This window comes from Endozoicomonas sp. ALD040 (genome assembly GCF_049275945.1).
Taxonomy (GTDB): Bacteria; Pseudomonadota; Gammaproteobacteria; order Pseudomonadales; family Endozoicomonadaceae; genus Endozoicomonas_A.
The window spans coordinates 15654-38228 of sequence record NZ_CP184829.1 but is presented as its reverse complement, the minus strand read 5'-3'; the positions used below and the strand labels follow the sequence as shown (position 1 = coordinate 38228).

General features: G+C 48.7%; 5 protein-coding genes. All 5 read right to left on the bottom strand.

Annotated elements, in window-relative coordinates; all coding sequences use genetic code 11:
- Positions 1-43: 43 nt before the first annotated feature.
- Positions 44-10522: a hypothetical protein gene (locus ACOJUN_RS00085; RefSeq protein WP_422134657.1), complete on the bottom strand. Its 10479-nt coding sequence runs from the start codon at positions 10520-10522 to the stop codon at positions 44-46.
- A 270-nt stretch (positions 10523-10792) separates the two neighbouring features.
- On the bottom strand, positions 10793-10972 hold the full coding sequence (locus tag ACOJUN_RS00080) for a hypothetical protein (RefSeq protein ID WP_422134656.1): 180 nt from the start codon (positions 10970-10972) through the stop codon (positions 10793-10795).
- Positions 10969-15750: a hypothetical protein gene (locus ACOJUN_RS00075; protein WP_422134655.1), complete on the bottom strand. Its 4782-nt coding sequence runs from the start codon at positions 15748-15750 to the stop codon at positions 10969-10971. Before ACOJUN_RS00075 ends, ACOJUN_RS00080 begins: the two co-directional genes overlap by 4 nt.
- Before the next feature lie 254 nt (positions 15751-16004).
- Entirely contained in the window at positions 16005-16247 is a 243-nt protein-coding gene (locus ACOJUN_RS00070; RefSeq protein ID WP_422134654.1) for a hypothetical protein, read from the bottom strand.
- Positions 16244-22180, bottom strand: coding sequence for a hypothetical protein (locus ACOJUN_RS00065; RefSeq protein ID WP_422134653.1), 5937 nt, complete (start codon positions 22178-22180; stop codon positions 16244-16246). Before ACOJUN_RS00065 ends, ACOJUN_RS00070 begins: the two co-directional genes overlap by 4 nt.
- Positions 22181-22575: the final 395 nt, after the last annotated feature.

The following is a 22575-nucleotide window of genomic DNA, read 5'->3' as shown; positions in this document are numbered from 1 at the left end:
TTAAGTCCGACAGGCTGCTAGAGTTTTGTACTGGTTTCTGATATCAAAGTTCGTCGCGGGTATTTTTATCTTTATCAAACTCGTGATCAGCCAGTGCTGCTTTCATAGCTGTGGAGGCGGCCTCAGGCGCCGCAGTCCCTGACTCAAATAAGGCACCCAGAGTGTAGGAGTAAGGAATACTTTCTGCGTGGGAGAATGACCATTTGGGCACATTTTCCCTGAAGTATTTCTCCCAGCTATTATCGAGCATCTTCATGGTGCGATCCCGGCGTTCACGGAACTGCAGATAGTTCTCGTGTCGAGTCCAGCCATACATAGTGTTATTTGCTTTAACGCGGTTTGCGTACTCTTCATCGGTTTCACTATAGCGTTGAGGTGTGGCAATGGCGGTACGTTTCACATATTCATCCTGGGTTTCACCGCCGCCGCGCCAGCGATTAATCCTGTCAAGGCTTCGACCCAGAGGTCCACCCAGCCATTGAGTGAGCATCTTGTTGTCGTTCATAAAGAAGTCGAAAGTGACACCGGACGCCAGAGCGAAGCCGAAGGTTTGAGCATAGGTGAAACCGGATAGAAGTCCGTGGGCGTATGCTCCGACAGTGGCCACCGGACCCAGCACCAGACCGGCTGTGGCAGAGGCCAGTGTTTTTACTTTTTGTGGTGTCACCCTGTTCAGCAGCGGTACCTGAACCCCTTGTCCGGAACCCATGGATTTCACTATTTCCGGCACCAGACGGGAAAGGCTGCGATAGCTGTGGGGGTTGGCATTGTACTGTCTGGTGAACAGCGCAGAGCCGGTTTTCAACAGAATGACTGAGGAAGCGGCTTTGCCCAGTGGCATGGCCAGTCCGCCCACTTCAGAGATTTGTTCAATGCCGCTGTGATAGGCATATTGGCCGGTTCGGTCAAGATCAACACCGTAGCGTTCCAGCCAGTGCTGGAAAGGTGTGAGCATTCTGTGCAGGTAATCACCTCTGTTGGTCAGATCCAGAAGATAGAGGAATGACATGTTTGCAAGGGACAGTTTGGCAGCCTGCCAGTCGCTATGAGTTGCCAGAATAGGTTTGTAGCTGGAGTAGTACCAGGTGACAGCCTGTACCAGGAAGGCTGAAGGTTTGACCCAGTAATCATTGAGCTTCTGCTCAACCGCTGCGGCGTGAGCCTGCATCAATGTGTTATGGACAATCTTGATCAGTTCTGATTCAGACATCCCGACAGCATTGGCATAGGGGGTCAGGGTATCCTGAATATTGGTCAGGAAGGCTGCCGTCCTGCGGCCATTGTCAAAGGCAATATCATCAAGAACGTAGTTGGCGATGACAGCCGCTGCGTACTCTGTCATGCCGGCAACAGACTCTTTCATGCCTGCCGGGCCAGTTGCAGTCAGGGTCACAGGAGTAAAGGCACTCTGTATGAGTTCTTCAACACCCTGGTCGGACAGCATCTGGACAGCGGCTTTGAAGTCAGACACCCTGATGCCGTGTTTGTGGCCAAGGAAGTGTTCAAATTCATCCACTGTCTGATAGCCATCAACACCTTTGACAGCTTTCATGTAATTCTCAAGCTCAATCTTGCTGATCAGACCTTCACGCAGCAGAGCTATGATCTTGTTACCGCTGGCAGAACGGGTAGCGAAGTATTCCGAGAAGCTTTTCAGGTCCTTTGATTCTTGCTCGACGTAGTGAATGCCTGCTAAGCCCATGCCGCGAATTTCGACGTCGTATTGTCGGGCCCCGGCTTCTAAGTGCATCCTGGCCCTGTCCGTCAGAATCTCGATTTCTTTCAGCACATTCCGGGGTTGATCTTCTACAGACCCGGATGGGGATTCCGGGAAGGTGGCCTTCAGGTCATTGAAAATTTCCACAATCCGACCGGCCTGTTCAAACGTCAGTTTGTCTCCGATCATTGCCTGCAGGTGAATGGCTGCAAATTCATCGTTAAAATCGAAACTCGTAAAGAATGGTATTGCCTTGCCATGCTCTATCGCTGCTTCTGTCAGGCCAATTGCGGCTTCCAGAGCTCGTTTTTTGAGAGGGTGCTGCTTCGTGAATTTGTGGATGGCGTTCAGAACTTTTTCCTGATCCGGGGAGTACTGGAAGGGACCGCCATCACCTATGACGGCTTTTTCTGCAGTATTCAGGGCTTCCTTCAGTTTCACAATGTCTGCTTTTTGGGTTTCAATTTCACCTTCCAGGCGAGCCTGTTCCTGAATCTCTGCCAGTGATCCGAGGTCATCTTTTATCCGGGTGTTCAGATTTTTTGCGGCAGCTTCGTCGTCTTCATCCGGAACAGGGTGAACGTCGTTGCCCATCATAACGGCCAATTTTTTGCGTGGAAGATCATTCAGCTTACGATGAAGCCATTCCAGCTTGGTTTCAGCTGCCAGTATTGCTCGCCTGGCCATGGCAACATCACGATCAAGAACGTAGCGGGGTTTAGGTCCCAGGCGAGCCATTTGCCTGTCAAGCGCATCATCGATAGCTGCGATACGCTCATTAACGTCAAGCTGGACCGCTTTGAAAAATTCTGCCTCCAGCTGCTCAAGTTTTGCCTCGATCAGACTATTTTGTTCGTCTATACCGGCATCATCTCCATAGTCCTTAATATCAAGTTGCTCAGCAATTTTATTGTTTTTGATCCTTCTGACACCTTCATCGTCATAGATTTCGTTTACTTCTTTCCTTAATTTCTGAATTCTGCTTCTCAGTGCGTACTGTTTAGACAGTTTTGAATCGTCGTCATAAAACTCTATCTGCAGATCACTGGCCAGTTTGGCCAGGAAAGTTTTGCCTCTTGCTTTTGCAGCAGGGTTTTTATCAGGATCGATATTGAGCTCTTTCTCCAGAGCAACAAGGTACTCTGCCTGTTTTTCTATGGCTCGCTTATCCGATTCTTTGACTATAAAGATAAGACGATCACGAATACATAAGAGTCTGAGATCCATTCTCACCTGCTCCAGATCTTCCTGCGACCTGTCAATTTCCGGCCAGAGGTTCATGTCCATCTGATCCAGCTGATAATTGGAGATATCACCATCATCAAGCCTTGTAAGAATGCTCTTCAGTCTTGCTGCCTTGTGATCATCTTCATCGGCTTTGATGTTGAGTAAGTTTTCCAGATAACTCAGTGTCATCAGGGCCTTATTCTCTGAGTGCTTTCTGGCTTCTCTGATGAATGCCCTCATGTCTACAGAAATGTCCATGCGACGCAAATACACATCTTGCTCCTTAGTGAGGCGTTCATCCTTCAGTACTTTTTCTGCGGCACGAAGTGTTTGCAGTACTTCAGACATGGCTTTTGGATGGCCTGGTGTTCTGATGTCTTCCAGTTCTTGTTCCAGCTCTGCAAGCTGGGAGAGCTTGTCACGAACTATTAACTCCAGGGCAGCACGATCTTCAGGAACCCGATCTAAACCAATAACCGCCGCCAGGGCATCTTTTCTGGCCAGGGTGTAAGAATGCTCTATATCCTGTTGATTGGCCATTGTATAAAGTTGTTGACGCAGATCTTGCTCGCGGGCATTTATTTCCTCAAATTTTTGAATCAGGAGTTCTTGTTGAACGTCAATATTTGCATTGCTATCAAAACCCTGGATGTTTGAATGTTCAGCAATGGTCGCAAAGCGGGCTTTTATTTCAGCTTCTTTTTCAGCCCTTGTCCCGGTGCTCTGTTGCTGAAGAAGTTGCTGAAGATCTTGCTGAAGATGTTGCTTTTGTTGAGTGATCCGGGCTAACCGCTGCTTAATGTCTCGTTTAACGGATTTATGAAGGACTTCCGGTTCATTGTCTGAAGTAAAATCGTACCAGCTTGCAATGGCAGGCAGTTTTTTCTTTAATTTTTCTTCCTGATAGTGTGCTGTTGAGGCAATGGAAGCTGTTGCAAACGGCGTTGCGCTGACGGGTGTTGAGGCAATGGAAGCTGTTGCAAGCGGCATTGCGCTAACGGGTGTTGAGACAATAGAAGCCGTTGCAACTGGCATTGCGCTAACGGGTGTTGGGGCAATCGAAGCCGTCGCAACCGGCGTTGCGCTAACCGGTCTTGAGGCAATGGATTTTACGGTAACCGATTGCCTGGTTTCATGAATTTTCTGGCCTTTTATCCGGGTGTTCAGATTTTTTGTGGCCGCTTCGTCGTCTCCATCCGGAGCAGGGTGAACGTCATTGCCAATCGTAACGGCCAATTTTTTGCGTGGAAGATCATTCAGCTTACGATGAAGCCCTGCCAGCTTATTTTCAGCTACCAGTATTGTTCGCCTGGCCATGGCCAGATCACGATCAAGAACGTCTCTGGGTTCAGGTCCCAGGCGAGCCATTTGCCCGTCAAGCTCATCATCAATGGCTGCGATACGAACATTAACCTCAAGCTGACGCGCTTTGAAAATTTCTGCATCCAGCTGTTTAAGTTTTGCTTCAATTAGACTATTTTGTTCGTCTATACCGGCATCATCTCCATAGTCCTCTTCTCTGGTATAAGGGAATTGTTGTTTCATCTTTGAAAGAAGCAGATCTTGTTGAAGATTTAGTTTCTTGAGTTCTTGAAGCAGATGTTTTTGTTGATCGCCAATATCTGCATTGCTATCAAAATTCTCAATGTTTAAATGTGCGGCAATGGTTGCATAGCGGGCTTTGATTTCAGCTTCTATTTCAGTCTCTGTGCCTGTACTCTGTTGCTGAAGAAGCTGCTGTTGTTGAGCGATTTGGGCATTCTGCTCCCCAAGGTGTTGCCTAATGGTCTGACAGCGAACTTCCGGGTCTCTTTCGATACCAGGGGTCAGGCCGAGCTGACCTTCAATCCAGGCCAGCTTATTCTCGACTTCGCTAAAATCGGCTAATTCTGCATGTTTTTGCTGCAGGTACTGTTGCACAAACTGACAGCGGGCAAGCAGATCATTTTCGTCGTCTGGAGTAATATTGTGCCTGCTTTCAATGGCCGCCAGAGTTTCTTTGAAAGCTTCTTGCGGAGTTTGTGCGGTTGCGGCATTCGTTGTGGTCACCGATAATGTTGCAGTCACCAATGATGTTGCGATGACCGGTGTCGGGGCGATCTTTGTTGGCGCAATCGTTGTCGGGGTCATTGATGATGCAGTAATCTGAGCTACGGTCGCCGGTTGCTTGAGATCACGAATTTTCTGTCTAATGAGGCTGTCTTGTTGTTCCAGTGGCTGGGTATCATCCCAGTCATCAATTTCGAGCGCTGCTGCCAACTGAATGTTGTAATTTTTTCTGTTTTCCTCCATTGACTCAGGGGCTTCTTTTTTCGGTATTGAAATTCGATTAACTTCATCCTGAAGAAACTTTAGCCAGTTTCTCCGTTTTGCCAGTTCTTCCTGGTTCTCAACATGTTGCAGATAAGCCCTGCGTGACTCCTTCTGAATGCCCTGATGCAGGCTCAGGAGGCGGACTTCAGGGTCATCTTCGTTTTCCGGAACCAGGCCGAGTTTATTTTCAAAGAAAGTCAGTCTTTCCAGAATTTCCGGATAGGGTAGTTCTTCGTTTTGTTCCAGGCGCTGTCGCCGTGGAGTGAAATGAAGGGCAGCCGGATCTTCTTCATCGACCGAAGTAATGCCGCGCTTTTGGCTAATGGTCGGCGGTTTTGCTTTTACAGCTTCTTCATCAGACTGTCCTGTTGTGGCAACCGATGGTTTTATTTTATTAATTTTTTCTCTAATGAGCCTGGCTTGTTCTTCGGATGACTGGCTATCATCCCAGTCATCCATACCAAGCTCTGCTGCCAGTTGCGCGTTGCGAACTTTTGTGGCATCGGCTCTGGCAGTGAGTATTTGTTGTTCCAGCTCTGAGATTCGTTTGTCTTCCTGTTGGTGTTGATTCTGAAAAGGTTGTTGAGCAGTCTCTGTTACCTGCTGCTTCAGGTGTTGCTGAATGGCCTGGTGACGAGCTTTAAGGTCATCATTGTTTTCCGGAACCAGACCGAGATGACTTTCAAAGGCAGTCAGTTTTTCCCGAACTTCCTCATCGGCCAGTTCGGTGTTTCCTTGCAGCCGCTTTTGAATGAGCAGAAGGGTGGCCGGATTGTTTTTGTTGACCGAAGCAATCCCACGCCTGCCACTAATGGCCGCAGATTCTGCCGTTACAGCTTCTTCATCAGGCTGACCTGTTGCGGCCATTGATCTGTATATGTCATTAATTTTTTCTTCTATGAGTCTGTGTTGTTCTTCGAGTGGCAGGAGTTCATTCCAGTCATCAATACCAAGCCTTGCTGCTGTATGAGCGTAGTTAGCCTGCCTGGCAATTCTCCTGACAGTAAGAATTTGCTTTTGCAGCTCTGGAACCATATCGGCTTTCTGCACAAGCTTCTCTAACTGGTTTTCCTCTTCTATCTGCATGGCCGACGGTTCCGCCTCTAAAGTTTCTTCATCAGACTGAGCTGTTGTGACAACCGATGGTTTTATTTCATTAATTTTTTCTCTAATGAGCCTGGCTTGTTCTTCGGGTGACTGGGTATCATCCCAGTCATCCATACCAAGCTCTGCGGCCAGTTGAGCGTTGCGAACTTTTGTGGCAGCTGCTCTGGCAGTGAGTACTTGTCGTTTCAGCTCTGAAATTCGTTTGTCTTCCTGTTGCTGTTGATTCTGAAAAGGTTGTTGAACGATCTCGGTTATCTGCTGCTTGAGGTGCTGTTGAATGGTCCGGTGACGGGCTTTGAGGTCATCATTGTTTTCAGGAACCAGGCCGAGATGATCTTCGAAGATAGTCAGTTTTTCCCGAACTTCCTCATCGGTCAGTTTGGTGTTTCCTTGCAGCCGCTTTTGAATGAGCAGAAGGGTGGCCGGATTGTTTTTATTGACCGAAGCAATCCCACGCCTGCCACTAATGGCCGCTGGTTCTCCCGTTAAGGCTTCTTCATCAGGCTGACCTGTTGCGGCCATTGATCTGTATATATCATTAATTTCTTCTTCTATGAGTCTTTGTTGTTCTTCGAGTGGCAGGGTATCGTCCCAGTCATGAATACCAAGCCTTGCTGCTGTATGAGCGTAGTTAGTGTTCCTGGCAATTCTCCTGACAGTAAGAAGTTGCTTTTGCAGCTCTGGGACCGTATCGGCTTTATGCACAAGTTTCTCTACTCCAGTCTTCAGAAGCTTCTCCAACCGGTTTTTCCGTTTTCTCAGCTCTCTTTGACTGACATCAAATGCCTCTTGTTCAAGGTGTTTCAGAATGTTCTGGTGACGGGCTTGCAGGTCATCTTCTTTGTTCGGGACCAGTCCGAGCTGGTCTTCCAGGTCAGACAGTTTTTCCTGAAAGTCCTCGTCGGGTTGTTCCGGATTTTGTTGCCGCTGCTCGTGGGTGATCAGAAGGGGTTGTTGAACAATCTCGGGTGCCTGCTGCTTGAGGTGTTGCTGAATGGCCCGATGACGGGCTTCAAGGTCATCATTGTTTTCCGGAACCAGGCCGAGATGACTTTCAAAGATAGTCAGTTTTTCCTGCACTTCCTCATCGGATAGTTTGGTGTTTTGTTGCAGCTCCTTTTGAATGAACAGAAGGATCCCCGGATTGTTTTTATTGACCGAAGCAATAACACGCCTGCCACCAATGGCCGCCGGTTCTGCTGTTACAGTTTCTTCATCAGGATGGCCTGTTGCGGCCATTGATCTGTATATGTCATTAATTTTTTCTTCTATGAGTCTGCGTTGTTCTTCGAGTGGCCGGGCTTCATCCCAGTCATCAATACCAAGCTTTGCTGCTCTCTGGGCGCAGCGAATTTTTCTGGCATATCTCTTGACAGTAAGAAGTTCCTTTTCCAGCTCTGGAACCCTACCGGCTTTCTGCACAAGTTTCTCTAACTGGTTTTCCTCTCCTATCTGCAGAAGCTTCTCCAACCGGTTTTTCCGTTCTCTCAGCTCTCTTTGACTGACATCAAATGCCTCTTGTTCAAGGTGCTTCAGAATGTTCTGGTGACGGGCTTGCAGGTCATCTTCTTTGTTCGGGACCAGTCCGAGCTGGTCTTCCAGGTCAGACAGTTTTTCCCGAATTTCCTCGTCGGGTTGTTCCGGATTTTGTTGCAGCTGCTCGCGGGTGATCAGAAGGGTTGCCAGCTGGTCTTCATCGACCAGAATAATGCGACCTTTTTTGCCAGTGCCCGCCGGTTTTGCTTTTACAGTTTCTTCATCAGGCTCTTCTGTTGCGGCAACCGATGGTTTGATTGCCTGAATTTTTTTTCTGATGAGTCTGGCTTGTTCTTCCAGTGGCAGGGTATCGTCCCAGTCATCAATACCAAGCTCTGCTGCCGTTTGAGCGTTGCGGTCTTTTGTGGCATCTGTTCTGGCATCATGAACCTTTTGTTCCAGCTCTGGAATTCGTTTGGCTTCCTGCTGAAGTTTCTGTAACTGGTTTTTCTGTTCTTCCTGCCCCTGCTGTTGATCCTGAAAAAATTGTCGAGCGGACTCAAGCGCCATCTGCCTGAGGGTTTCGAGAATGCTACGGAAGCGGGCTATCAGGTCTTCTTCGTTATCCCGTGTCAGACCGAGCTCATCTTCTGCCATAGCCAGTGTCTGTTGGGCCCCCTCAAAGGTTAGTTCTGACTTTTGTAGCAACTGCTCGTAAATGCCTCTAAAGCGGGCATTAAGATCGTCTTTATCGACCGGAGTAATATGGAAAATGGTTTCAATGGCTGCCATTTCCATACGTATAGCCTGTTTATAAAAATGAGCTTTTCCTGTTGCCGCCACCATTTGGTTGATTTCATTAATTTTCTGTATGATTATTCTGGCTTGTTCTTCGGTTGGCTGGGTATTATCCCAGTTATCAATACCAAGCTCCTTTGCCAGTTGACTGTTGTATACTTTTGAGGCGTCTGCCCTGGCATCAAGAACTTGTTTTTCCAATGCCGGAATTCGTTCGACTTCCTGCTGCGGTTTCTGTGACCGGTTTCGCAGTTCTTCCAGCGCTTTACGAGTCTGCGCAAGCTCTTCTTCAGCCTTCTGCGCAAGCTCATGTTTGAGTTCAAGGGCTCTGAGTTTTTCCTTTGCATTGTCCTCCAGGTGTTTTAGAAGCCTGTTGTACTCGCCTTCTTTTGTCCGCAGCGCCTCTATTTTGTTATAGGTATTAATCATCTGCGCTGACATGCCTTTCACGACTCTGGCAGCAAACTCTTCATCTCCATCGGCCTGCACTTTTTGGACAACTCTGATAAAGGGTATCAATTCTTCCATATTCTGAATAAAGCGCTGGTCAGTCAGAAGAGTTTTCATTGCGCTACGGAAACCGAAGTGTCTTACCAGTTGATAATGTATCCAGGTTGGCGTGAGGACTGATGAAGTGACTTTGAGATGTTCTAATGTGAGTTCAAATTCATCCGTTCTATAAGGCCTGGCGCTGTATAATGCCTGCTGGAGAGATTCATAGTATGCAAGCGAAGTCAGTTTATCCTTGCTGAATTCAGCATTGCCCTGGGCAGCCAACTCCTCCAGCAGTGCCCACTGCCTGCTTCGAATAACATGCTGGTAGCTTTTGACCTTATATGTTTTAACCTTTGTTGTTGCGTGAGTGAGGCCATCAGGCTCAGCTTCTGCCAGAAGGTCATATAGGTTTTCTACAAAAGCGATATCGGCTGGATTCAGTTTCTGACTATAGAAAACAATAGTATCTTCCTGAGTATGACTGGGTACCAGCTTTGGATAACCCGAAGGCGCAGGGTAAACCCTTGTGGAATCTTCTCTTTGCATAACATATCCGACGGGTTTGCTCAGTGCCAGCAGTCTATCAAGAGCCTCCTGTTGCAACTCCTCTTTCAGGACATGAACCTGGATGTAGGCCGAGGTGGCTGCGGCCAGAAGCGCTTCATCATTGACAAAGAGCGATTGAGTAAGGCGGGTCAGTTCAGGGGGTTGATCGCCCGAAGCGATGAGACGCATAAACGTTCGCCCATTCACTTCAATGGGTTCTACTTTAATGGTGGCGAGGGCAACATAGTAGTCGCTTGTGCCGAGGTCTCCTGCTCTGTCATCAGCACCTTCCAGGACCGCATGCAGTTGTTCGGGTCTGGCTATTTTCGTTGAGGGTTCTAATGACGGTATGACCGTTAATTGATCACGAACAGCGTCAATGGTCTCCTGGTCGGTCATTCCGCCTCTGACTTCAATTATCAGCTCCCTTTCTCCAAGGCCATGGGTGAACCTGAAGACTTCCTCATCACCCACCTTCAGGACTTTGGTGTATTTCTGAGCAACGTCATTCTCGCCCGTTTCAAACAGATCAACACTGGTGACGTCAGCACTAACGGCAGAAAGAATGTCTGTAAAACCCTCAGAGGGAACCGCACAGCCTTCTCTGGCTTGGGTCTGATCAGGGTAAGTAGTGGTAAAGGATTTGGGTATTGGTTGCTGGTCACCCGCTAAAGTTGGCTGAACACTGACCAGACTCTGTGTAAACGACAGATGTTCGTCGTTAGAGATATCAAGAGATTTTGTCTGCAGCTTGCGCTCGGTTATTGCCTGTGTACTGATGATGGAAGAGCTGAGGGCAATGGCTACTGCAAGGCTTAATGCATTGGGGCGGGCATTTGTCATTCTACTACCTCAGAGTTGGTACTTTGATTACAGTGAAAAGTGTTTGCCACACCTGGCGAGGAAACAGCTTACAAAGGCTCATGGCTGTCAATCGCTCATGGCTGTCAATCGTTCATGGCTGTTACGGTAAGCTGTTGAGAGAATTTAGTTCACAGTGGAAAATCTGCTAGCTGTTAAGCGAATTTAATTCACGTGGCAAAGTTCAATGCCAGTGAAATTACAACTCTTTCCTACGCTCTGAGGGTATCGCAAAACTTCAACAGCTCGTTCTCACGCTCTGAAGTCGTCATTCCCGCGAAGGCGGGAATCCAGCGCCAACGGTGGATCTCTGCCTTCTCGGGGATGACAAGGCCAGGGGGACACCGGGCAGTATGGTTCTGGTGGAGAGTCAGTGTGGATTCCCGCCTTCGCGGGAATGACGAGAATGAAGCCGGCAATGACGGGAGTCAACGCGTTCCCATGCCGGAGAGAGTTTTGCGACAGCCTCGCTCTGCGTGGGAATGCATACCTCCCGCAACCGGTGCTGCTTTCACGGCTGCGGCGGTTTGCTCAGGCTCTGCAGTCCCTGACCCAAAGAAGGCACCCAGGGTGTAAGAGTAAGGAATGCTTTCTGCATGGGAGAACGACCATTTAGGCACATTTTCCCTGAAGTATTTCTCCCAGCTATTCTCGAACAGTTTCATGGTTCGATCACGGCGTTCACGGAACTGCAGGTAGTTTTCGTGTCGAGTCCAGCCATACACAGTGTCGTCTGTCTTAACGCGGCTCGCGTACTCTTCATCGGTTTCACTATAGCGTTGAGGTGTAGCAATGGCCGTACGTTTCACATATTCATCCTGGGTTTCACCGACGCCGCGCCAGCGATTAATCCTGTCAAGGCTACGACCCAGAGGTCCACCCAGCCATTGAGTGAGCATCTTGTTGTCGTTCATAAAGAAGTCGAAAGTGAGACCGGACGCCAGAGTGAATCCAAAGGTTTGAGCATAGGTGAACCCAGATATAAGACCCTGGGCGTATGCTCCGACAGTGGCTACCGGACCCAGCACCAGACCGGCTGTGGCAGAGGCCAGCGTTTTTACTTTTTGTGGTGTCACCCTGTTCGGCAGCGGTACCTGAACCCCTTGCGCGGAACCCATGGATTTCACTATTTCCGGCACCAGACGGGAAATGCTGCGATACCTGTGTGGGTTGGCATTGTACTGTCTGGCAAACAGCGCAGAGCCGGTTTTTAACAGAATGACTGATGAAGCGGCTTTGCCCAGTGGCATGGCCAGTCCGCCCACTTCAGAGATTTGTTCAATGCCGCTGTGATAGGCATATTGGCCGGTTCGGTCAAGGTCAACGCCGTAGCGTTCCAGCCAGTGCTGGAAAGGTGTGAGCATTCTGTGCAGATAATCACCCCTGTTGGTCAGGTCCAGCAGATAGAGGAACGACATGTTTGAGAGGGATAGCTCGGCAGCCCGCCGAGCGTTAGTGCTCACCAGCAGTGGTTTGTAGCTGGAGTAATACCAGGTGATAGCCTGTACCAGGAAGGCTGAAGGTTTGATCCAGTAATCCGACAGCTGCCGCTCAACCGCTGCGGCATGAGCCTGCATCAATGTGTCATGGACAATCTTGATCAGGTCTGATTCAGACATCCCGACAGCATTGGCATAAGGTGTCAGTGTCTCCTGAGCATTGGCCAGAAACGCTGCCGTCCTGCGGCCATTTTCAAAGGCAATATCATCAAGAACGTAGTTGGCGATGACTGCAGCTGCGTACTCTGTCATGCCGACAACCGACTCTTTCATACCTGCCGGGCCAGTTGCAGTAGCGGCTACAGGAGTGAAGGCACTCTGCATGAATTCCTCAGCACCCTGATCCGACAGCATCTGGACAACTTTCCTGAACTCAGTCATATGGATGCCGTGTTTGTAGCCAAGGAAGTGTTCAAATTCATCCACTGTCTGATGACCATCAACACCTCTGACAGCTTCCATGTAGTTCTCAAGTTCAATTTTGCTGATCAGACCTTCGCGCAGCAGAGCCATTATCCTGTTACCGTTGGCAGAATGGGCCTCGAAGTATTCCGAGAAGTCTTTCAGGTCCTTTGGTTTATGCTCAACGAAGTGAATGGCTCTTCTGCCCATGCTGTGAATTTCGTCGTCGTATTGTTTAGCCCCGGTTTTCATCTCATTCCTGGCTCTGTCTGCCAGAGCCTGGACTTGTTCAATGACATTCTGAGGCTGATCTTCCAGAGGCTCGGCAGGGAAGCTCGTTTTCAGATTTTTGAAGACTTCCACAATCTGACCGGCCCGATCAAATGTCAGATCGTCCCTCACCAGCGCCTGCAAGCCAAGCGGTGCAAATTCATCGTCAAAATCGAAAGTCACAAGGCTAGGTATTGTCTTACCGGTGTTGATTGTTGACTCTACCTGACCCAGTGCAGCATCCAGAGCCTGTTGCTTTTTAGCCACGGCAGGAGGTCGATCTTCCAGCGGCACGACAGGGGTGAGCGGAAAAATCCTCTTCAGGCTCTTGAAGACTTCTACAATCCGACTGGCCTGATTGAACGTCACTTCATCTCCGACCAGTGCCTGCAAGCGAATCGGTGCAAATTCATCGTCAAAATCGAAAGTCGTAAGGTCTGGTATTACCTTACCGCTGTTTAATGCTGATTCTGCCAGACCCAGTGCGGCATCCAGAGCCTGTTGTTTGAGAGAGTGCTGCTGTGAGAAGGTGCCCATATCAGCCAGAACCCTGGCCTGTCTCGGCGAGAACTGGAATGGACCGACGTTATTTTCGATGGCTTCCTCTGCTGTCCTCAGGATTTCATCCATTCTTTCCAGCCAACTTTCACTTTTTTGTATTGCTTGTCTGGCTCTGGCTAGCTCACGTTCAAGAACATATCGGGGTTTGGGTCCCAGCCGGGCCATTTGCCTGTCAAGTTCATTCTCAATGCCGGCGATACGATCATTAACCTCAGGTTGATCCTCATTGATCATTTCTTTGTCCAGCTGTCGGAGTTTTGTTGCAATCACACTGTTCTGGTTTTCGATAGGGGCATCTGCTTTATAATCCTCAATGTTGAGTTGATGAGCTATTTCATTGTTCCAGGCTCTTCTGGCAGCTTCATCGTCGTAGAGTGCGTCTGATTTTTCGATTAATTCCTGAATTTTGGTTCTCAGGGTGTTTTTCTGATCATACAGGTCGTCATCCATGTCAAATGCTACACGCAGATCTTTTGCCAGTTTGACAGTGAAGCTCTTGCCTCCTTTTTTAGCAGCAGAGTTTTCGCTAATGTCGATGTTCAGCCTGTCCTCTAAAGTTTTTAGTATCGCTTTTTGTTGTCTTATGGCTCGCTCATCCAAGTCTTTCAGTGCCTCTTCCCCTGCCTGTTGACTGACTTTTGTGATGTATCTCTGAATTTCCCCGGAAATGGCTTCCCGACGGTAATACAAATCGTCCTCTCTACCGAGGATATCCATCGCCAGGGCTTTTTCTACGGCAGTCAGTTTTCCAATGACTTCAGGCAAGGCCTCCGGGTGAACGGGTGTTCTGATGTCTTCCTGCCCGGCACGAACAGGTGTAAGCTCTGATTCAGCCAGCCGATAGAGTCGTTCTGTTCTCAGTTTTTCCTCTTCATTGATAGAGGCTTCCTCCGTTATGAGCTCTAATTGCTTTCTGACCCGGATGAGTTCGCCTTTTGTTGCCAGATTTTCTGCCAGTGAGCTTTCCCATTCAATCAGCTGTTGGGCCATATCGCTCAGGACTTTGGAAAGAAACGGGTCGTCATTGCGAAGGGCATTGCTGTCGACAGCGGGTACATGATTCAGAATACTCTTAACATAATGCTGTTCAGTCAGACTATCTCTGAGTACGGGTTTGAAGCTGAAGTATTTTGCCAGTTGAATCTGCTGCCAGGTTGGCGTGATGACTAACGAAGTGAGCCTGATGTGTTCCAGTGTGAGTTCAAATTGATTCGTTCGAGCCGCTGCAGCTGGAGTGGCACTGACCAATGCCTGCTGAAGAAATTCATAGTATCCAAATGCATGCATCGCCTCCCTGTCTTCGTTTGTCATCGTCGGCGGTTGGTCTTTGTTAAATCCACCCGTGCCGTGCCGTGCAATAACCTCCTCCAGCAGAGCCATCTGCTTGCTTCGTATGACGTACAGGTAGCTTCTGACTTTTTGTCTGAAAACCTTTATTACTGCTGCCGCTTCCGGGGTGGGGGTATTAAGCTCAGCTTCTTTCCAGAGGTTATAGAGGCTTTCTACAAAAGCAATATCATCGGGACTCTGCATCTGACCATGGAAAACAATGACCTCTCCCGGAGTTTCAGCGACTTCCAGCTTCGGATAACCTGCAGGCACAGGATAAATCTGTGAGTCATCCTCGACGTGGACAATATATCCGACGGGTTTGCTATGTGCCAGGAGTTCATTAAGAGCCTGCTGTTGTAAATCCTCTTTCAGGATATAAACCTGGATATAGGCAGAGGCCGCTGCTGCCAGGAGAACATCATCATTGACAAAGACTGACTGACCCAGACGTTGCAGGTCAGGGGGCTGGTCGCCCGCAGCGATAAGACGCATAAAGGTACGCCCATCCACTGCAACTTTTTCTACTTTAATGGTGGCAAGGGGAACATAGTGATCACTTGCGCCGAACTGTCCTCGCAGGGAATAAACAATGCTCAGCAACCGACCCATTTCTGTGGAGCTGGCGATTTTCGTCAGCGGCTCTAATGACAGGCCGCCAGATGACAGGCTATGAACACCCACAAGTATATCCTGATCGGTCATTCTGTCTTTGACTTCAATGACCAGTTCGTTTTCTGCAAGGTTGTGGGTAAACCTGAAGATGCCATCGTCACCCATTTTCAGGACTTTGGTGTATTTCTGAGCAACGTCATTCTCGTCTGTTGCAAACACATCAACAACAGAAACGTCCTCAAGAGCGTCAGCAAGAGCTTCCGTAAAGCCCACAGAATTAAAGTGATGGCCAAACCTGTCACGTGGCTGAGCAGGGTAGGTGGTGGTGATGGATTTGGGTATTGGTTGCTGGTCATCCCCTAAAGTTGGCTGAACCCTGACCTCACTCAGGGTCATCTCCACATGTCCATTGCCCGGTATATTGGCAGCTTTTATCTGCAACTTGCGATCGGCCAGTGCCTGTGAACTAATGATGGAAGAACTGATTGCAACGGCCACTGCAAGACTTAATGCATTGGGGCGGGTATTTGTCATTCTACTACCTTATAGCTGAGTATTTTTATTACTGTGGCAAGTGATTTACACTGCAAGCGGGGGGACGGCTGTTAATCGCTCATGGCTGTTAATCGCTCATGGCTGTTCCGGTAAGCTGTTGAGAGAATTTAGTTCACAGTGGCAAATCCGCTAGCTGTTAAGCGAATTTAATTCACGTGGCAAAGTTCAATGCCAGTGAAATTACAACTCGTTCCTACGCTCTGAGGGTGTCGCAAAACTTCAACAGCTCGTTCTCACGCTCTGAAGTCGTCATTCCCGCGAAGGCGGGAATCCAGCGCCAACGGTGGATATCTGCCTTCTCGGGGATGACAAGGCCAGGGGGACACCGGGCAGTATGGTTCTGGTGGAGAGTCAGTGTGGATTCCCGCCTTCGCGGGAATGACGAGAGTGAAGCCGGGAATGACGAGAGTGAAGCCGGGAATGACGAGAGTGAAGCCGGGAATGACGAGAATGAAGCCGGCAATGACGGGAGTCAACGCGTTCCCACGCCGGAGAGAGTTTTGCGACACCCACGCTCTGCGTGGGAATGCATACCTCCCCCAACCGGTGCTGCTTTCACGGTTGCGGAAGGTTGCTCAGGCTCTGCAGTCCCCGACTCAAAGAAGGCACCCAGAGTGTAGGAATAAGGAATACTTTCTGCATGGGAGAAAGACCATTTAGGCACATTTTCCCTGAAGTATTTCTCCCAGCTTTTCTCAGACAGTTTCATGGTGCGATCACGGCGTTCACGGAACTGCAGGTAATTTTCGTGCCGCGTCCAGCCGGGCACCGTGTTGTTTGCTTTAACACGTTTTGCATACTCTTCATCGGTTTCATTGAAGCCTTGAGGCAAAGCAATAGCCTTGGGTTTTGCGCACTTATTTTGCGTTTTTATCGCGCATCTCCAGCGCTTCACGTTGTCAAGACTACGACCCACAGGTCCACCCAGCCACTGAGTGAGCATCTTGTTGTCGTTCATAAAGAAGTCGAAAGTGAGACTCGACGCCAGGGCCAATCCGAAGGTTTGAGCATAGGTGAATCCGGATATAAGGCCGTGGGCGTAAGCTCCCACAGTAGCTACCGGGCCCAGCACCAGAGCGGCTGCGGCAGAGGCCAGCGTTTTTACTTTTTCGGGTGTTACCCTGTTTAGCAGCGGTACCTGAACCCCTTGTCCGGAACCCATGGATTTCACTATTTCGGGCACCAGACGGGAAAGGCTGCGATAGCTGTGTGGGTTGGCATTGTATTGTCTGGCAAACAGCATAGAGCCGGTTTGCAGCAGAATGACTGAAGAAGCGGCCTTGCCCAGGGGCATGGCCAGTCCGCCCACTTCAGAGATTTCTTCAATGCTGGTGTGGGAGGCATATTGCAGTCTTCGGTCAAGGTCAACGCCGTAATGTTCGAGCCAGTGCTGGAAAGGTGTGAGCATCCGGTGCAGGTAATCACCCCGGTGGGTCAGATCCAGAAGATAGAGGTACCACATGTTTGTCAGGGACAGCCTGGCAGCCTCCAGAGCGGTTCGGGTCACCAATAGAGGTTTGTAGCTGGAGAAGTACCAGGTGACAGCCTGTACCAGAGAGGCTGAAGGTTTGACCCAGTAATCAGTCAGCTGGTGCTCAAGGGCTGCAGCATGTGCCTGCATCAATGTATCATTGAGAGCCATGATCAGGTCTGATTCAGACAGGCCTGCGGCATTGGCATAAGGTGTCAGGGTATTCTGAATATTGGTCAGAAAGGCTGCCGTCCTGTGGCCATTGTCAAAGGCAATATCGTCAAGAACGTAGTTGGCGATAACAGCAGCTGCGTACTCTTTCATACCGGCAACCGACTCTTTCATACCTGCCGGGCCCGTTGCAGTGACGGTGACAGGAGTAAAGGCAATCTGCATGAATTCCTCAGCACCCTTGTCGGACAGCATCAGGATAACGGCATTCAAATGAGGCAGATTGACGCCGTGTTTATAGCCAAGGAAGTGCTCAAATTCTTCCACTGTCTGATAACCATCGACACCTCTGACGGCCTTCATGTGGTTCTCAAGTTCAATCTTGCTGATCAGACCTTCACGTACCAGAGCTGTGATCCTGTTACTACTGGCATGGCGGTTAGCGAAGTATTCCGGGAAGCCTTCCTGGTCCTTTGCTTCATGCTCAACGAAGTGAATGGCTGTTTTGCCCATGCCGCTAATGACTTGGTCGTATTCTTGAGCCCCGTTTTGCAGCTCATCCCGGGCATCGTTCACCAGCCACTGAATTTTTGTCAGGACTATCGGAGGCTGAAATTCTAAAGGCTCAGGGTGAGCCGGAAAGTTATGGAGGGCCGGAAAGGTCTTTTTCAGGCTCCTGAAGACTTTCACAATCCGACTGGCCTGACCAACTGCCAGACCGTCTCCGACCAGTCCCTGCAGGTGAAAAGGCGCAAGTTCATCGTCAAAATTGAACGTCGTGAATTGGAGTTTTGGCTTATCGCTTTTCACTGCTAATTCTGTCAGACCTATGGCGGCTTCGAGCGCTTGTCTCTTGAGAGTGTGCTGCTGCATGAAGTCTTGTATACGGGTCAGAACGTTTACCTGTCTGGGCGTAAACTGAAAGGAACCACCATCATTTTCCACGGCTTGCTCTGCAACCTTCAGTTCTTCCTTCATTCTTGCAATGTCTGCTTCCCTGGTTTTAATGTCACCTTCCAGGCGGGCCTGTTCCTGAGTCAGTTGTTGGATTTTGCCGCCGGTACCATCATGCCCGCCCAGTTCTACCTGCTGGTTTCTCAGGGCATTAACCCGTTGTTCACAGCTGTCAGTAAAGTCAGGTTTAAGACCCATGGCTTCTTCAATAGCGTCAAGAGCTGCCTTATGATAATCCGTCAGAACCTCTTGTGCTTTTGAAACGGCATCACTTTTTTGCTTCAGGGCTAAATCCAGGCGAGCTATTTCGTTCTCTTGTAAGGTTTTAGCCTTCTCATCAATATTTTCAGAATGGATCATCTCCTGTTTTTTAAGATCCAGGTGTTCTTGTGCATTCCTCTCTTCATGCCGTGCATAGGTCACTTCCATACTTTTTTTGTGGTGCTCATGCAGGAATTCCGTAATTTGAGCGTACTTTTTCCTGATGAGAGGCAGTTCCCCCAAGGTTTCATCGAATTGATCAGTTTCGTCCCCGCCAGAAGTCTGTGCATAGGCTCTAATGGTAATAGCGCTATCAGCCTCATCCCGTAAATCAAATATAACTGGTTTGCGAGCCAGACCTTTCAGTTTGCGATGAACCTCTGTAAGCTCACTTTCAGCTTTGTGTAGTACCCGTCTGGCGACGGCTAGCTCACGATCAAGGACGAATCGGGGTTTAGGTCCCAGGCGGGCCATTTGCTTGTCAAGCTCATTTTCAATAACTGTGATACGCTCATTAACGTCAGGTTGGCCCGCATTGAGAAGTTCTTTGTCCAGCTGTCGGAGTTTTGTTTCAATCACACTGTTCTGGTTTTCGATAGAGGCATCTTCTTGATAATCCTCAATGTTAAGTTGATGAGCTATTTCATTGTTCCAGGCTCTTCTGGCAGCTTCATCGTCGTAGAGAACGTCTGATTTTTCGATTAATTCCTGAATTTTGGTTCTCAGGATATCTTTCTGATCAGACAGGTCGTCATCCATGTCAAATGCTACATCCAGAACTTTTGCCAGTTTGACAGTGAAAGTCTTGCCTCTTTCTTTAACAGCAGAGCTTTTGCTCATGTCGATGTTCAGCTTGTCCTCTATGGCGGCAAGCAAACTTGTCTGTTTTTCTATGGTTTGCTTATCCAGGGACGAATCTTCGACTCTATATTCAAGAATTGCCCGAAGCTTGCTGAGATTGAGATCCCTCTCGTTCAGAGCTGTGCTGTCATCTTTCCAGAGGGTCTGACTTATCTGATCCAGCATAGCTTCTGAGACATCGTCGTCGTAAAGCAGGCTGCAAACCCGGGCAATTCTTGCTGCTTTGTCATTCTCTTCATTGAGTTTGATGTTGAGTATTTTTTCTACGGCTGGCAGCAGATCGGTCCCTTGTTCTCCGGCTGGCATATCCGGGTCAGGGTCTTCCAGTTTATAGTGCAGGTGAGCAAGAAGCCTGTTACGTTTGATATCTTTAGCGTCTGGATGAATTTTTCTTTCATGCATCCAGAGGATCATATCTATCCCATCCAGTATCTCATTCAGTACCTCATTTGAGAGATCAACCTTGTCAAGTATTATAAAAATTCTGGCGAGCCTTTTTTCTATGCCATCTTCTTTACTGACTTTCATATTGGGGGTTTCTTCCAAGGCTGTCAGTATGTCCAGGCTCTCTTGCTCTGTCAGCGGCGTGTCTTCTCTGATTCCTGTTGTTTTATCATTCTTGTCATTGACCTGGAGGTTGAGCTTTTCTTCTGCGACTTGCAGTATGTCCAGGGCCTTTTCTTCTGCCAGTTGTCTGTAGTCTCTGATGTACATCTGTAGGTTGTTTGAAATGTACTGGCGACGAAGATACACATCGTCACCTTGAGTAAGGCCCATCATCTCAAGGGCTTTTTCCACAGCTCTCAGTGTCTCAAGTACTTTCGGAACCGCTACAGAATCTTCCTCAGTCTGTCCTGCTGGTGGCTGGGTTTCGTCCCGGTTTTCAATATCAGGCTCTGTTGCCGGTTCGGCGTTGCGGGCCTTTATGACTTCTGCTCTGACATTAGCAACTTCTTGTTCCAGCTCCGGGATTCGTGCAACTTCCTCCCGAAGTTTCCGTATTTGTTTTTGTTGTTCTTCCATTGCATTAACAAGCTGATCAAGCTCCTTATCAGCCAGCTGCTTGAATTGAAGTGCTATGCGCTTTTGCCTTTCACTGGTAATGGCTTTCTCCGATGTGAGCTTTAACTGATTTCTAACCCGGGTGAGTTCGCTTTCATTTTGCAGCAGCTCTTGCAGCTTGTTTTCCCTCTCAATCAGTTGTCTGGCTATGTCGCTCAAGACTCTGGAAGCAAAAAGTTCTCCGTCGTGAGAAACATTGGTCTCTAATACATAGGCAGCGGGTAAAAGGTTCAGAAAATTTTGAACAAAATGCTGGTTAGTCAGAAGATCTCTAAGTGCGGGTTTGAAGCTGAAGTGTTTTGCGAGTTGATTATGCATCCAGGCTGGCGTAATGAGAGACGCAGCGACTCTGAAGTGTTCTATTGAAAAATTAAATTCATCTGCCTGATCTGCAGTAGCACTGGCCAATGCCTGCTGGAGAGTTTCATAGAATGCAAGCACAAGCGTCGCCACCTGATCTTCCAATGCAAACCTCATCGGTTGAGCTTTGTTTACTGTAATATGGTGCCGCGCAACTAACTTTTCCAGCAGTTCCATCTGCCTGCTTCGAATAACGTACTGGTAGTTTTTGAACTTGTCTTTTTTAATCTGTGTTGATAATTCAGGAACGGGGGTATTAGCATCAGCTTTATCCACGATGTCAAAGAGTCCTTCCACAAAAGCGATATCGGTTGGATTCTGCTTCTGGCCATGGAAAACAATAATCTCTCCCGAAGCCTCAGTCACTTGCAGTTTTGGATAACCTGCAGGTACAGGATAAGTCTGCGTGTCATCCCCAGTGTGTACTATATAGCCGACGGGTTTATGATATGAAAACAGCTTATTCAGTGCTTCCTGTTGCAGATCTTCACCCAGAACATGAACCTGGACATAGGCAGAGATAGCTGCTGCTAAAAGCACTTCATCATTGACAAAGAGCGATTGACCCAGACGTTGCAGTTCAGGAGGCTGATCGCCTGCAGCAATAAGACGCATGAAGGTGCGGCCGTTCACCTCAACTTCTCCTGCTTCAAGGGTGGCAAGGACAGCATAGTCATCAGCTTCGCCCAGGTTTCCTGCTCTTTCATTCGCCCCTTTCAGAACTGACGCCAGATGTTCGGGGCTGGCAACTTTCGTTAACGGTTCTAATATCCGGTCGTCGTCTAACCGAGCGCGCACAGCTGCAATGGTATCCTGATGGGTCATTTTGTCTCTGACCTCAATGACCAGTCGCTGCTCTGCAAGGTTGTGAGTGAACTTGAAGATCCCTTCATTACCGACCTTGAGGACTTTGGTGTATTTCCGGGCAACGTCATTCTTGTCTGTTTCAAACAGATCAACAGTGGAAACACCTCCGTCGATGCCCGAAAGAACGTCTGTGAATCCTTCGGAGGGAACGTCATAGCCAGCTCTGGCCTGGGTCTGATCGGGGTAGGTGGTTGTGCAGGACTTGGGTATTGGCTGCAGGTCATCACCCAAGGTTGGCTGAACCATGACCTCACTATGGGTAAACTCCGCATGTCCAGTGCCGGTAATATCGACAGATTTTGTCTGCAGCCTTCGCTCGGCCAATGCTTGTGAAGCAATAATAGAAGAACTGATTGCAACGGTTACGGCAAGGCTTAATACATTGGGGCGAGTATTTGTCATTCTATTACCTCAGGGCAGAGTACTTCCACTACCGTATATAGTGATTGCCAAACCGGGCGAGGAAGCGACTTCTAATTAATCATGGCTGTTAATCGCTTGTTTGAGCAGCTTCAGGCTCTTTTACCAGAGAAACCTCTGTGGTCTCAGAAGGAAACGTTAAGCCTGGAACCATCACCGGTGTTTCATGGGGCACTGGTTCATTATTGCTGGTCATTACTTGTCGTGTAATTAATTCACCGGGGATTTCGCACTTGCCTCACTTCTGATCAGTTTCAGGCTGAGCGCCTGAGGCGGTCGTTAGAAAGCCTGATTGAGAGATACCTCTGTTATCATGAACAGAAGCTTTCTTATTATCGCCATGTTGCCACTTGTAGAAGGCTCCAAGAGTGTAGGAG

Coding starts and splice junctions, on each gene's coding strand:
- ACOJUN_RS00085 (WP_422134657.1), bottom strand. CDS start 10,522: ATGACAAATGCCCGCCCCAATGCATTAAGCCTTGCAGTAGCCATTGCC.
- ACOJUN_RS00075 (WP_422134655.1), bottom strand. CDS start 15,750: ATGACAAATACCCGCCCCAATGCATTAAGTCTTGCAGTGGCCGTTGCA.
- ACOJUN_RS00065 (WP_422134653.1), bottom strand. CDS start 22,180: ATGACAAATACTCGCCCCAATGTATTAAGCCTTGCCGTAACCGTTGCA.